General features: G+C 64.8%; 11 protein-coding genes and 1 pseudogene. 8 read left to right on the forward strand and 4 right to left on the reverse strand.

The window, feature by feature from the left end; genetic code table 11:
- The first annotated feature begins 120 nt into the window (after positions 1 to 120).
- Positions 121 to 1,896 carry an IS1634 family transposase gene (locus B4U45_RS22755; RefSeq protein ID WP_240316428.1) on the forward strand — a complete coding sequence of 592 codons (1,776 nt, stop codon included), beginning with the start codon at positions 121 to 123 and terminating at the stop codon, positions 1,894 to 1,896.
- 53 nt (positions 1,897 to 1,949) lie between these two features.
- Here the strand turns inward: B4U45_RS22755 and B4U45_RS22760 are convergent, their stop codons facing one another.
- From B4U45_RS22760 to B4U45_RS22775, 4 genes and pseudogenes are all read right to left on the reverse strand, one after another.
- Positions 1,950 to 2,375 carry an FAD-dependent oxidoreductase gene (locus tag B4U45_RS22760; protein WP_131808278.1) on the reverse strand — a complete coding sequence of 142 codons (426 nt, stop codon included), beginning with the start codon at positions 2,373 to 2,375 and terminating at the stop codon, positions 1,950 to 1,952.
- A complete protein-coding gene (locus tag B4U45_RS22765) occupies positions 2,368 to 2,634 on the reverse strand; it encodes a 4Fe-4S dicluster domain-containing protein (protein ID WP_075546562.1) in 267 nt (88 codons plus the stop codon). The genes B4U45_RS22760 and B4U45_RS22765 overlap by 8 nt, the downstream gene beginning before the upstream one ends.
- Positions 2,635 to 3,060: 426 nt before the next feature.
- A pseudogene (locus tag B4U45_RS30560) lies at positions 3,061 to 3,149 on the reverse strand (hypothetical protein); the annotation flags it as partial.
- A 168-nt stretch (positions 3,150 to 3,317) separates the two neighbouring features.
- On the reverse strand, positions 3,318 to 4,589 hold the full coding sequence (locus tag B4U45_RS22775) for an RsbRD N-terminal domain-containing protein (protein WP_075546560.1): 1,272 nt from the start codon (positions 4,587 to 4,589) through the stop codon (positions 3,318 to 3,320).
- Positions 4,590 to 4,837: 248 nt separating this feature from the next.
- Between B4U45_RS22775 and B4U45_RS22780 the strand changes: the two genes are divergently transcribed.
- The 7 genes from B4U45_RS22780 to B4U45_RS22810 are packed head-to-tail and all read left to right on the forward strand — an operon-like array spanning position 4,838 to position 13,320.
- The gene (locus B4U45_RS22780) at positions 4,838 to 6,382 is read left to right on the forward strand and encodes an acyl-CoA synthetase (protein ID WP_075546559.1); all 1,545 of its coding nucleotides are present in this window, start codon (positions 4,838 to 4,840) and stop codon (positions 6,380 to 6,382) included.
- Positions 6,375 to 7,166, forward strand: a complete 792-nt coding sequence (locus tag B4U45_RS22785) for a coniferyl-alcohol dehydrogenase (RefSeq protein WP_075546558.1) — start codon at positions 6,375 to 6,377, stop codon at positions 7,164 to 7,166. Before B4U45_RS22780 ends, B4U45_RS22785 begins: the two co-directional genes overlap by 8 nt.
- A 1-nt stretch (position 7,167) precedes the next feature.
- Complete coding sequence (locus tag B4U45_RS22790; RefSeq protein ID WP_075546557.1) at positions 7,168 to 8,553, forward strand: aldehyde dehydrogenase family protein; 1,386 nt, start codon at positions 7,168 to 7,170, stop codon at positions 8,551 to 8,553.
- Positions 8,553 to 9,977: a wax ester/triacylglycerol synthase family O-acyltransferase gene (locus tag B4U45_RS22795; RefSeq protein WP_075546556.1), complete on the forward strand. Its 1,425-nt coding sequence runs from the start codon at positions 8,553 to 8,555 to the stop codon at positions 9,975 to 9,977. The genes B4U45_RS22790 and B4U45_RS22795 overlap by 1 nt, the downstream gene beginning before the upstream one ends.
- Positions 9,977 to 10,981 (forward strand): PDR/VanB family oxidoreductase, encoded by a 1,005-nt coding sequence (locus tag B4U45_RS22800; protein ID WP_075546555.1) that lies wholly within the window; start codon positions 9,977 to 9,979, stop codon positions 10,979 to 10,981. Before B4U45_RS22795 ends, B4U45_RS22800 begins: the two co-directional genes overlap by 1 nt.
- Positions 10,978 to 12,036, forward strand: a complete 1,059-nt coding sequence (locus B4U45_RS22805; RefSeq protein WP_075546554.1) for an aromatic ring-hydroxylating dioxygenase subunit alpha — start codon at positions 10,978 to 10,980, stop codon at positions 12,034 to 12,036. Before B4U45_RS22800 ends, B4U45_RS22805 begins: the two co-directional genes overlap by 4 nt.
- 36 nt (positions 12,037 to 12,072) lie before the next feature.
- Positions 12,073 to 13,320, forward strand: a complete 1,248-nt coding sequence (locus B4U45_RS22810; RefSeq protein ID WP_075546553.1) for a cytochrome P450 — start codon at positions 12,073 to 12,075, stop codon at positions 13,318 to 13,320.
- Positions 13,321 to 13,365: the final 45 nt, after the last annotated feature.

Raw genomic sequence — 13,365 nt, forward strand, 5'->3', positions numbered from 1 at the left:
CTGACTGGGGATTAGTGTTCTGAGCTGGCGATATGGGCTGCTGTCTCGTCCTGATGTGTAGTCACGAATATGTGTGTGTCATTCGTGTCTGATCGGCGCAATCAGTCTATGATGCTTTGTATGCCGCGCAACCAGGGCAAAGCTCACGTAGTCAGAGTTAAAAAGACGCATGTGGATAAGCAGGGCAAACAGCGCGTCTATCAGTCGGTGCTGTTGCGCCGCACCTTCCGCGACGGGCCCAAGGTGCGCAACGAGACCGTGGCCAACTTGTCGATGTTGCCCGAGGCGGCGATCGCCGCGCTGGAGGCGACGCTGAAGGGACACAGCCTGGTGCCCGCTGGTCAGGAGTTGACGGTGCTACGCGCGTTGCCGCATGGGCATGTAGCCGCGGTCGCGGCGATGGCCCGCCATCTGGGACTGCCCGCCCTGCTGGGGTCGCCGTGTCGGTCCCGCGATCTGATCTACGGGCTGATCGTCTCGCGGGTGATCAATCCGGCATCCAAGCTCTCGACGCTGTCGCGCTGGGCCGATTGCACCCTGGGCGCAGACCTGCAGATCGCCGACGCATCCACCGACGAGATCTATGCGGCGATGGACTGGCTCAGCGACCGCCAAGACGGCATCGAAAACAGGCTCGCCGCTAAACACCTTGGTCCACAAGCCAATCCGTCACGGATGGCGTTGTTTGACCTGACCTCATCGTGGGTGACGGGCCGCCATTGCGAGCTGGCCAAGCGCGGCTATTCCCGCGACCGCAAAAAGGGCTTACCGCAAATCGAATACGGGGTACTCACCGACCCCGCCGGCCGGCCGGTGGCGGTGCGGGTCTTTGCCGGTGATACCGCCGATCCGGTCGCCTTCACCGACATCGTCGAGGTCATCCGCACCGGCTTCGGGCTGGACCGGCTGGTGCTAGTCGGCGACCGCGGCATGATCACCGCCGCTCGCATCGCCGCGATCAAAGAACTCAACGACACCGGAACCGATTTCGGGTGGATCACCGCGCTGCGCGCGCCAGCGATTGCCAAACTGGCCGCCGACGACGGGCCGCTGCAGATGAGCCTGTTCGATACCCACGACCTGGCCGAGATCACCCACCCCGACTACCCACACGAACGGCTGATCGCCTGCCGCAACCCCGCCCTGGCCGCCGAACGGGCCCGCAAACGCAATGAACTGCTGGCCGCCACCGAGACCGCCCTCGCGCGCATCGCCGAACGGGTCGAGCGCGGCAGCCTGGCCGGGGCCGGCAAGATCGGCGAAGCTGTCGGGCAGATCGTCAACAAATACAAGGTAAGCAAGCACTTTCACCGCACCATCACCGACACCAGCTTCGCCTATGAACGCGACCACGCAGCCATCACCGCCGAAGCCGCCCTCGACGGCATCTACGTCCTGCGCACCTCGGTGCCCGCCACCGACCTCAACGCCCCTGCCGTGGTCACCGGGTATAAAAACCTGGCCCATGTCGAACGCGACTTCCGCAGCATCAAAACCGACGACCTCGACCTACGCCCCATCCACCACCGGCTGTCTGAGCGCGTCAAAGCCCACGTACTGATCTGCCTGCTGGCCTGCTATGTGACCTGGCACTTACGCAAAGCCTGGGCGCCGCTGACCTACACCGACGAACACCCACCAACCCGCGACAACCCCGTCGCACCCGCACAACGCTCACCACACGCGCACACCAAAGCATCTCGCCACCAAACCACCGACGCCACCCCACTGCGCAGCTTCCGCGCTCTGCTCGATCACCTGGCCACCTTGACCCGCAACCGAATCCGCTACCAGGACACCAACATCGAAATCGAGACTCTCACCGAACCCACCCACGACCAACGCCGCGCCTTCGACCTCATCAAGGCCACCATCCCCCTCGCCATCGCAGCGTAGTCAGACCCAAAACACCCAAAACCATCAAAACCCCACGTCAAAGCCCAAATCACCTATCCAGACGGTCGCAACTTCGGGCTACCCGGCAAATCCTCGCCAGGGATGCCGAGAGCGCGGTCGCTCGCGGCACCGACCGCATAGACCACCGCGTCGTACCAGTCGGATAACTCCCCGACGGTAACGTCCCGGCCAATCTCGACATTGCCGAAAAATCTGAATTCCGGACGCCTGGCAATAGCATCGAACAGCTGGCCCATCAACTTCTTCTCCGGGTGGTCCGGAGCCACACCGGCTCGAACCAGTCCATGCGGAGTCGGCAGCCTTTCGAACAGGTCGACTTCGACCGCGCGGTCGGTCAACGGCGCTGTGCGCCCGGCGACATAGGTGCCGCCGTCGACGCCGAGTAGATGCCTGGCGGCATATACACCCGCCGGTCCCGCCCCCACCACGGCGATCCGAAGCCTCTCTGTACTAGCCACGTGCATCAGCTCCGAAGTAGTCCCGATTGACGTCCATGTAGTGGCGCCACCGTTCGGGGAGTTGTGCGGCATCGAACACGGCGTTGACCGGGCACGCCTCAACACAGGCCGCGCAATCGATACATGAAGCGGGGTCGATATAGAGCTGTTCGGCCCGATCGAACGCCGGATCATCGGGAGCGGGGTGGATACACCCGACCGGACAACTCTCCAGGCATGAATAATCGGCCACACATGGTGCTGCTATCACGAAAGCCATGACTACCTCGTCGCTGCTCGAGGGCAGATTGCCAGTAAACCGCCTGGCCTGGCGGGGGTCGATCTCTCAAACGGGTTACCTGCCACCCCAAATCGGCTGCTGTCGGTGACGCCTGCCAACGTTGGACGAGAAAATGTGTGGGGCGCCGCCAGTGACTAGAGGCCGCACACACTTCCAACCGTCGTTCGTGTCAAGCTTGGTTGCTGTGCCAGCCGGTCGGTGCATCTGTGAATAATCGGCCGCGCACCAGCTGTTCGATGGTGTGGGCCAGCACACGGGCCTGCGGAGCCGTTAGGCGGCTGCCCCGCTTGGTCAAGTCCCCGGACGTGGTAAAAGACGTCGTCGTGTGATTCTTCGATGTGATGGTTCAGGCAGTCAGTGCCGCGGGGGTGGCCCTGCTCGGTCGGGTGTCGTGGAAGACGTGTGACCGCCAGCGCTGACTTTGAGCACCAGCGCGTCGGCGGCCACGAACGTATAGGGCCGGCGCCCAGTGGTCGGGTGCGGAAGGCGTCCACGGTCGTTGAGTACGGCGACGGCCTCCGGCAGCGTCTTGATGGCGCGGTCAAGGGCCGAGCAATGCCGCATTGCAGCACCTCTTTCGCGCCCTCAACGATGTCGATCTTCGCGTGTTGGTAGATCCTGCTTGAGCCGTGAGCATCGCCGCCTGCAGCGCATCGCGGTCGCTAGCTCAGAACCGCAGTGTCGAACCAATTGCAGAGGAGCAGAGTGACTTCCACATCAAGTCGATCGTCGGTGATCGGCTTGCCGCGACGTTCGAGTGCGCGCTGCACCCGGTACTTCACCGAATTGACGTGCAAGTGCAACTCGTCGGCGGTGGCCTTGAGGCTGGATCCGGTGCGCAGGAAACTCCGCAGTGTTTCACGCATCCGTTCGTCGCTGTCCGTCGCGGAAGCAAGAGGTCCCAGCACGTCGCGGACCCAGGCCCGGGTGTGCTCGAGGTCAGCGCAGAACTGGGCGGCCACCACGAGGCCGGGATCGTTGTACATCGTGACCGCGCGTGGGTGTGATCCCGACGCCAGCACCACAGCGCGCGCGAGCTGTGCCTGCCGATGCGAGCGGCGGAAGCCGTCGACGCCGGTCAGCGGATCACCGGCCGCAATCCAGGGCGCGTCCGTGCGCGCCTCGGCGAATTCGCGAATGCGGCCCTTCACACCTCGTGCCGTTTCGACCGCGAGCGGTATCCATGCCCATCCGGTGACGCGGTCCGCGGCGACGAACAACGGCCGCTCATTCGAGCCCAACGCACTCGCCAGTTCGTTCGCAGTTCGCTCCATCCCGACGAGTTCGTTTGCAGTGTCGGACTCGTCGCACCACAGGATGAGAGACAGGTGAATTCTGTGCAGCGGGTAGCGAATGGAATTCGTCACCTCGTCGACGTCGACCTCGCTCCCATCGATGACCTCACGCACGCGCAGTGCCCGCACCCGGTTCTGATTCGCCAACCACCGGTCCCGTTCACTGTGGTAGTCGGCCAACACCAATCGCGACACCCTGTCGATATACCGAAACGACCTTGAGGTGATCTCTTCGAACACGTCGAGCGCGTGGTGGGCATCCAACTTCGCGGCGCGAATTTCCTCGAGGACGATTCGCAGTAACCACTGGTGACCGAGCCGGTAGGTCCGCACCAAGAAGTCGGCGTCCACTTCGCGTTGCGCCAAACGCCGCGCATGCTCAAGCGCCGCCGCGGGCGGCGCGATGCGATCGATGGAGATGCCGTGGCGAATGGCCGGAAAGAAGGTGTCGAGGTTTCCCTTCACCGAGTCATGCACCAACGCCAGCAGCTCACCGTCGCCGCCAATCTCTGGCAGCTCGCTGACCAGCACCTCCTGCAGAGATCGCGTGATGTCGGCCAGCTTGTCATCGAGCCGGCCGACGATCAGCGCAGTCGACTCGGCGACCAGCGCCTCGTCCTCGGGGCATCTGCCTGCCATTGGTCGACTCTATGGCGCGCTGCGCCCGAACTCCATGCAATGAGGCTGGACGCCAGTTTTGTGGGTGGCCGACAACGATTCGATGAATGCCGGTCGAAAGTTGGTCGACGGACGACGTAGTGAGACCACGTCGCCCTCCATAACGTTTCCGGTGACGGCGAAATTCGAACGCCAGATTGCAAACAAGAGAACTGCTTTCACTCGTCGCCGAGCCGCAGCCGGCGTCAGCCTGATCACGAAAGACCACTATGTTTCCTGGAAGCCACGCGGCAACCGCGCCCAAGCGTCCAGCCGTCGTGATGGCCGGCTCGGGCAAGACGTTGACCTACCGCGAGCTCGACGACAACTCGGCACGCCTCGCGGCGGCCCTGCACGCCCTCGGGCTGCGTCCGGGCGACGTGGTTGCCCTGATCTCCGACAATTCGGCCGAGGCGTTTGAAGTATATTGGGCCGCACTGCGTTCCGGGCTGTACATCACGGCCGTGAACTGGCACCTGTCGCCGGAAGAGGCCGCCTACATCCTGCGTGACAGCGGCGCTCGAGCCGTGATCGTCTCGGCCGGAGTCCGGGCTGTGGCCGAACCCATCGTCTCGCTGGTCCCCGGGGTTCGTCATTGGTATGTGTTCGGCGGGAAAGTACCCGGTTACCAGCCCTACGCCGAGTTGCTGGCGACCGCGGGGCCACGTCTTGCCGAGGCGCCCCGCGGTGCGGAGATGCTGTACTCGTCGGGCACCACCGGCAGGCCCAAGGGCATCAAGCCCCGTCGGCTGCCCGGTGACGTCGACGAGCCGGGCGACCCGGTGGTCGCGCTCCTCGGGAGCGCGTTCGGGATCAACCAGAACGACGTCTACCTCTCGCCGGCGCCCATCTATCACACCGCACCGCTGAAGTGGTGCGCAGCGGTCCAGGCTCTGGGCGGAACGGTCGTGCTGATGGAACGCTTCGACGCCGAGGAAACGCTGGCCGCGATCGAGCGGTTCCGGGTCACGGCCACCCAAGTGGTGCCCACCATGTTCGTGCGAATGCTGCAGTTGCCCAAACAGACCCGGACCGCATATGACACGTCCTCCCTGCGACTGGCCGTGCACGCCGCCGCGCCGTGCCCACCCGAGGTGAAGGACGCGATGATCTCGTGGTGGGGCCCGATTCTCGTCGAATACTACGGCGCCACCGAGCAGCACGGCACCACGGTCATCACGACCGACGAATGGCGGACCAAACGGGGGTCGGTCGGCAGGGCCGCGATGGGCGTGCTGCATATCTGCGACGACGACGGCAATGACCTCACCGCCGGCGAGATCGGCACGATCTACTTCGAGCGCGACGCCGCGCCGTTCGAATACCACAACGACCCGGAAAAGACCTCGGCGTCACGGCATCCCGCGCATGACAACTGGTGCACGGTCGGCGATGTGGGCTACCTCGACGAGGACGGCTACCTGTTCCTGACGGATCGCAAGGGCTTCATGATCATCTCCGGCGGGGTCAACATTTACCCCCAGGAGATAGAGAACGTCCTCGCCCTGCACCCGAAGATCTTCGACGTCGCCGTGATCGGCGTGCCGGATCCCGAGATGGGTGAACAGGTGAAGGCCGTCGTGGCGCTGCGGGACGGCATCGCACCGTCCGACGACCTGGCAGCCGAGATCATCGCCTACGTCCGGGAGCGCATCGCGCGCTACAAGGCGCCCAAGTCGGTGGACTTCGTCACCGAATTACCCAGGTCGGCAACGGGAAAGCTGGTCAAACGAGTCCTTGCCGACCGCTACACAAGGGGAAGCACCCATGTCTGAGTTCGCCACCAAACGCTTCGTCGTCACCGGCGCGGCATCGGGGATCGGCCACGCGGTGGCTGAGCGGCTGCTCGCGGTCGGGGCCCAGGTTTACTCGCTGGACCGCAACCGCCCGACGGCCACGGTCACCGGCCACATTGATGTCGACTTGGCGAACCCACAAAGCATCGACGCGGCCGTGGAGCAACTCGACGGCGAGTTCGACGGGTTGATGAACGTGGCCGGTGTTCCCGGCACCGCACCCGCCGACGTCGTGCTGGCCGTCAACACCCTCGCCGTGCGGCACTTGTCCGAGTCGATGTTCGCGCGGCTCAAGCCCGGGGGGACAGTGACGATCGTGTCGTCGACGGCAGGCTTCGGCTGGCCCGCGCGGCTGCACGTGATCGAAGAGCTGCTCGCGACCAATAGCTTTGACGATGGAGCGGCTTGGTTCAAGGCGAACCCCCAGCAGGGCAACGCGTACAACTTCTCCAAGGAAGCCGCGACCGTGTACGCGATGTCCATGGGAATTCTGGTTGCTCAGAACGGGTTTCGCATCAACGCGGTGCTGCCCGGCCCGGTGCAGACGCCCATCTTGGCCGACTTCGAGGACACCATGGGCAAGGCCACCCTCGACGGCCTGAAGGCCCTCCTCGGGCGTCACGCCACTCCGCACGACGTTGCGGGCGTGATCGTCTTTCTCGCCTCCGAGCAGGCGCAGTGGATCAACGGGCACGCCCTCGTCGTCGACGGCGGGGCGACCGGAGCGGTGCTCACCGGGGTCATCCCGGCGCCGGAGATCTGACATGCCAAGCCAGACCGCGTCCGTCGACGCCGCTACCGCGCTCCACGAACTACAACGGGTGTTCAGCAGCGGGCGCACCCGCGAATTGTCATGGCGCCTCAACCAACTACGTGGGATTGAGCGGCTCTGCGACGAGCGGGAAGCGGAGGTCGCCGCGGCCCTGGCCGAGGATCTGGGCCGCGGGCCGGTGGAGGCGTGGCTCGGCGACATCGCCTCGACCAAGGCGGAGGCGACGTATGCCCGCAAGCACCTGAAGAGGTGGCTGCGTCGCCGCCGAGTTCGGCTGCCGCTGAACCAATTACCCGGGCGAGCCTGGGTGCAATACGACCCGCTCGGGGTGGTGCTGGTGATCGGCCCGTGGAACTACCCGCTGTACCTGAGTCTGGCACCGCTGGTGGCGGCGGTGTCCGCCGGAAACTGCGCCGTGGTCAAGCCGTCGGAACTCGCGCCGGCCACCTCGGCTCTGCTGGCGCGACTCGTGCCGCGGTACCTGGATCCCGAGGCGGTACGGGTCGTCGAGGGCGACGCGGCGGTCACCCAGGCGCTGCTGGCTCAGGGTTTCGACCACGCCCTATTCACCGGCGGCACCGAGGTCGGCCAGAAGATCATGGCCGCCGCCGCCCCGACGTTGACGCCGGTCACGCTCGAGCTCGGTGGCAAGAGCCCGGTCATCGTGGCGGCCGACGCCGACATCGACGTGGCGGCTCGGCGCATCGCCTGGGTGAAGCTACTGAACTCCGGCCAAACCTGCATCGCTCCCGACTATGTGCTTGCCGAGAAGTCCATCGCCGATGAGCTTACCGACAAGATCGTCGCCAACATCCGCGAATTCCGTTCCGGCCACAGCGATCCGTCGCTGCGGATCGTCAATGCGCGCCAGTTCGATCGTCTCGTCTCCCTGCTCGCGGCCACCGACGGCAAGATCGTCACGGGCGGCGGCTCGGAGCGCTCCGCGTTACGCATCGAACCCACCGTGGTCGTCGGTCCGTCGCACACCGACGCGGTGATGACCGACGAGATTTTCGGCCCGATCCTGCCCGTCATGGCGGTCGACTCTCTCGATTCAGCCGCCGATTTCGTCAACGGCAAGCCAAAATCGTTGGCGTTATATGTATTTACGGGCTCGCGACGTGTTGCGCGGGCACTCATCGACCGGATCCCGTCGGGCGGCGCGGTGGTCAACCACGTCGCCATGCACTGCATGGTGCCACAGCTGCCGTTCGGCGGCGTCGGCGCCAGCGGAATGGGCGCCTACCACGGTCGCTGGGGCTTCGAGGCGATGAGTCACCGCAGGGCGGTCCTGGCCAAGCGGGCCCGGCCCGATTTGCAGATGGTGTATCCGCCGTACACCAGGAACGCGGTCCAGGTCATGCGAAAGATTTTCTGATGCATCGCCTTTCAAGCTTGGACGCGCAGTTCTTGGCCGCCGAGAGCGGCAATGCCATCTCGCACTACTGCGGGATCGCGATCTATCAGACCGGCAAGGCGAAGCCGATCACGGCCGCGACGATGCGGGAACGGTTCGCCACGAGGTTGGGCCATTGCCCACCCCTGCGGTGGAAGGTGGTCATGGTTCCGCTCGGTCTGGACCACCCGGTGTTTGTCGACACCGAGGTCGATCTCAACCATCACGTCACCGAGACGACACTGGCCGCGCCCGCCGACGAAGTGGCGCTGGCTGGCGAGGTAGCGACGATGCTCGCGGCGCCGCTGAACCGCAACAAGCCATTGTGGAGCCTGCGGGTGTTCCATGGAATGCCAGGACGCACCGCCGTAGTCATGACGCTGCATCATGCCGCGGCGGACGGCGTCGCGGCGGCTGAGATCTTCGCGACGCTGCTCGACGGGCCGGCAGAAATATCCTCGGACCCCAGCGAGATTCACGCTGATGCCGCGCCGAACAGGGCCGCATTGGTGGCGCGTGGTATTGCAGCCATTCCGGGTCGGCGAATCCGCGCTCTGCGGTCTCTCCCCGGCACCCTGGCGCATCTGGATCAAGTTCCGGTGTTGCGGTCCCTGCCAGGGACCCATACTTTGTCGCGGATCGGAAGGGGTGACCTGAGTGCCAAGCGGCTCGACGCACCCCGGACTCGCTTCAACGCCAAGCTTTCGGACCGACGCTCCGTTGCGTTCGGCACCATCTCGTTGACCACCGTCAAGGCGATAAAGTACGAGCTGGGCGTTACCGTCAACGACGTCGTGATCGCCCTGTGTGCCGGTGCCTTGCGTCGCAGGATGACCTCGACCGGCGATCTGCCGGCAGAACCGCTGGTCGCCTACATTCCCGTGTCGACCAGGCTGCCGGACGCGAAAGACCGCTACGGCAACGCGATCTCCTCGATCATCGCGCCGATCCCGACCCACCTGGCCTGCGCCCGTGAACGCCTCAGATTCACCCACGAAACGTTGGCGCGCGGGAAGGAGCGCTCACGCCAAGCGCCGCCGACGCTGATGAGCGACGTGAACGAACCCATCCCGGTGCCGATCTTCGGCGTCGCCGCCAAAGGGCTGATGGAATTGGTGTCGTCCCGATTCGTGCGCCCCCCGGTAAACCTGATCATCTCAAACGTGCCGGGGTCGCCGGTGCAGCTGACCTGCTGCGGCGCGCCGCTGCTCGCACACTACCCGACGAGCCTGGTGTTCCACGGATTCACCCTCAACATCACGGTCACCAGCTACCGCAACGGACTCGATATCGGGATCGTCGCAGACGCCCAATCACTACCGGACGCATGGGAATTGATGCACGACATCGGCCTGGAATTGGCCGAACTGGCCGGGTTGGTCACCACAGAAGGGAGTTCAAGCTGATGACTTGGACTCAAGAAGCGCCGGCGCTCGCCTCCGCCGCAAAGGTGCACGAATTCACCACCGACCTGGTCGTGCGCCGACGGCAGACGGCGGCCGACGGGGTCGTGGCGCTAGACCTGGTGGACCCGCAGGGCGGCGAGCTGCCGGCCTGGGAGCCCGGGGCCCACATCGACCTACTGCTCGACGAGGGGCTGGTCCGCCAGTACTCCCTGTGCGGTGATCCGCGCGATGCGAAAACCTGGCGGGTCGGTGTGCTGCTCGACCCCCAAAGCCGCGGCGGCTCACGCCACGTCCACGACCACCTTCTCGAAGGCACCAAAGTGCGAGTCCGGGGGCCGCGCAACCATTTCGCGCTCGTGGACGCACCCCGATACCTGTTCATCGCCGGCGGCATCGGGATCACCCCGATCATGTCGATGATTACTTCCGCGCACAGTGCCGGCGGCGACTGGACACTGCTCTACCTGGGGCGAAGCCGCTCGACGATGGCGTTCGCTGCAGAGCTGTCCGACACCTACGGTGACCCCGTCACCCTTTGGCCGGACGACGAGAACGGGCGATTCGACCTCAAGGCCGCGCTCAGCGAGCCCGCGGATCAGACGCTGGTGTATTGCTGCGGACCTGAACCACTGCTGTCTGCGGTCGAGGCGGAGTGCAGCCCTTGGCCAGAGGGCAGCCTGCACATTGAGCGATTCGCGGCCAAGGCGCAAGTCGCCGAACCCCGCGTCGAGGCCCTGGAGGTATTCCAGGTGGTGTGCCAGCGCTCCGGTGTGACCGTAGAGGTGCCCGAGGATACGTCGATCCTGGAGGCGTTGGAGGGCGCTGAAGTCCCGATCCTGTCGTCATGTTTGGAAGGGATCTGCGGCACCTGCGAGGCAACGGTGTTGGAGGGCACACCGGATCATCGCGACTCCATGCTGACCGAGGCCGAACGGGCCTGCGGCAACAAGATCCTCACGTGTGTATCCCGTTCGTGCAGCGAGAAGTTGGTGTTAGATCTATGACCGCGAACTATCCCACCAAGTGCTGGTATGTGGCCGCCACCTCCGAGGAGCTTGCGGGTGCTCCGCTAGGGCGTCGGTTGCTCGACCGCGACATCGTTCTATGGCGATCGCACGACGGCCAGGCCGTGGCATTCGACGACCGCTGCGCGCATCGTGGCTTCCCACTGTCGGACGGCCATGTTGATGGCGACCGCCTGGTGTGCGGATACCACGGCTGCTGCTACGTCGCCGACGGCCAATGCGTGCACGTTCCAACACAATCCGACGTTCCGGCGCGGATGGGCGTACGGTCGTTCCCGATACTGGAGGAACCGCCCTTCATCTGGATCTGGCTCGGACCGCCTGCGGCCGCCGCACTGAGTCGACCACCGCGCACCCCATGGCTGCACGAGGCGGGATGGTCGTCCTTCAACGACGCCTGGCGGGTGCGGGCCAACTACCTGATGGTGCACGAGCATTACCTGGACTTCTCCTACGCGCCCATCGTTTACCGCCAGCAGGTACCGCCCGGGATGCGGCGGTTGCCGGCGTTCAACGACGTCGAGGTCAGCGAGACCACCGTCTCCTACAGTCGTCTGCTACCGCAGGCGCCGCTCGCGGAATGGGAGGCCGAGGCCACCGGACTGGATCACGCAGGTTCTTGCACCCGCCGCGAAAGCGGGACCTTCGCCTCACCGGCGATGCACATCCAGCGGTGGGACCTGGAGGTCGGCGCCAAGAACTACTTCAACGTTCGCACGCATGCGATCTCCCCCGAAACCGACACGGCGACACACGTCTTCATGTACGCGTCATACAACTATGCCCCAGATGACGAAACGGTAGCCGCCACGCTGCGATCAGTCGTCGACACGCTCGTCGAGCGAGACCGGGTCATCCTGGAAAGAGTCGCCGCCCATACCGGCTACGACGGCTGGCGGTCCGGGGTGGAGTTCCAAGCCGACGCCGCGGCCCTACGCGCGCGACACATCGTCGCGGTCATGCTCGCCAAAGAAGCGGGTCGCGCCGCCCTTCGCCCCGGCTGGGCAACAGCGAAAAACCCTGTCAACAACTGAATTTGTATCCCATCACGGCCGTGAAAGGAGCCGAAAATGACCACGACAGTTAATCTGGCCAACGTCGACCTATCCCGGGTTGACCTGACCGATCTCTCGTACTTCACCGATGGCCCGCCCTACGAGCTGTTCGCGCGCATGCGCCGCGAAGCAAGCCCACACTGGAATGCGCTCACCGGTGACGAGCCGGGATTCTGGTCGTTCACCAAGGCCGCCGACATCGCGGCCATCAGCCGCGACCCGGCGACATTTTCGTCCGCCCGTGGCGGGGTATTCACGACCACGCAGGGGGCAGTGCCGCCAGAGATGCTGGCACAGACAATCCTCGGCATGGATCCGCCCCGTCACACCAAACACCGCAACATTGTCCAGGTTGCCTTCACTCCCAAGCTGATCCGCCAGAAAGAGGAGAACATCCGCGCGACCGTCACGACGCTCATCGACGACGTGATCGAAAAGGGTGCCTGCGACTTCGTCGACGACATCGCCGTCGAATTGCCGCTGCGGATCATCGCCGACATGCTCGGCGTGCCGCAGGACGACCGCCGGCAGCTGTTCGAATGGACGAACGTCCTGTCTCGTGCGGCGGCGACCGCCGACCCGCAGTTGGGGTTGGGCGCCTTGATCGAGATCGGTGGATACATGACGGGACTTACCGCGCAGCGCAAGGCGAATCCCGGCGATGACCTGGTGTCCAGGTTGATCGCCGCGGAAGTTGACGGCGAGCGCCTCAGCGAGGCCGAGGCGACCTTCTTCTTCGGCATCTTGATGTTCGCCGGCAACGACACCACCCGAAACACCGCGTCCGGTGGCATGCGCGCCCTGATCGAAAACGAAAGCGAGCGCCTAAAGCTCGTCGACAACCCCGACGCCATCCCGAACGCCGTGGAGGAAATGTTGCGCTGGGTCACACCGATCGTCTACTTCACTCGAACGACACAGTGCGACACCGAAGTTGGTGGACGCCGTCTACAGGAGGGCGAACGGGTCGCGATGTGGTATCCGGCCGGGTCGCGTGACCCGGAGGCAATCGACAACCCCGACCGTTTCGACGTGTCTCGGCACAAACCTCCCCATCAAGCTTTCGGCGGCGGCGGCGCACATTTCTGCCTCGGCAACGCACTGGCGCGCCTCGAACTGCGGGTACTTTTCGAAGAACTGATGCGACGGACCCCCGACATGCAATTCGCCGGCCCGATCACCCGCTTGACATCGAACTTCTCCAACGAACTGACCTCGATGCCGGTCACCTTCACGCCCGGCAAGCGCGAAGGCGGCACGTGACAAGAATCGCGGCGACGTGTGAATTGGGTCGGGTCGAAGCGCACT

The organism is Mycobacterium persicum, assembly GCF_002086915.1.
Classification (GTDB): domain Bacteria; phylum Actinomycetota; class Actinomycetes; order Mycobacteriales; family Mycobacteriaceae; genus Mycobacterium; species Mycobacterium persicum.

What these genes read in the sequence shown, in the direction of transcription:
- B4U45_RS22755 (WP_240316428.1), top strand. Translation starts at nt 121, where the DNA reads ATGCCGCGCAACCAGGGCAAAGCTCACGTAGTCAGAGTTAAAAAGACG.
- B4U45_RS22765 (WP_075546562.1), bottom strand. Translation starts at nt 2,634, where the DNA reads ATGGCTTTCGTGATAGCAGCACCATGTGTGGCCGATTATTCATGCCTG.
- B4U45_RS22775 (WP_075546560.1), bottom strand. Translation starts at nt 4,589, where the DNA reads ATGGCAGGCAGATGCCCCGAGGACGAGGCGCTGGTCGCCGAGTCGACT.
- B4U45_RS22780 (WP_075546559.1), top strand. Translation starts at nt 4,838, where the DNA reads ATGTTTCCTGGAAGCCACGCGGCAACCGCGCCCAAGCGTCCAGCCGTC.
- B4U45_RS22785 (WP_075546558.1), top strand. Translation starts at nt 6,375, where the DNA reads ATGTCTGAGTTCGCCACCAAACGCTTCGTCGTCACCGGCGCGGCATCG.
- B4U45_RS22790 (WP_075546557.1), top strand. Translation starts at nt 7,168, where the DNA reads ATGCCAAGCCAGACCGCGTCCGTCGACGCCGCTACCGCGCTCCACGAA.
- B4U45_RS22795 (WP_075546556.1), top strand. Translation starts at nt 8,553, where the DNA reads ATGCATCGCCTTTCAAGCTTGGACGCGCAGTTCTTGGCCGCCGAGAGC.
- B4U45_RS22800 (WP_075546555.1), top strand. Translation starts at nt 9,977, where the DNA reads ATGACTTGGACTCAAGAAGCGCCGGCGCTCGCCTCCGCCGCAAAGGTG.
- B4U45_RS22805 (WP_075546554.1), top strand. Translation starts at nt 10,978, where the DNA reads ATGACCGCGAACTATCCCACCAAGTGCTGGTATGTGGCCGCCACCTCC.
- B4U45_RS22810 (WP_075546553.1), top strand. Translation starts at nt 12,073, where the DNA reads ATGACCACGACAGTTAATCTGGCCAACGTCGACCTATCCCGGGTTGAC.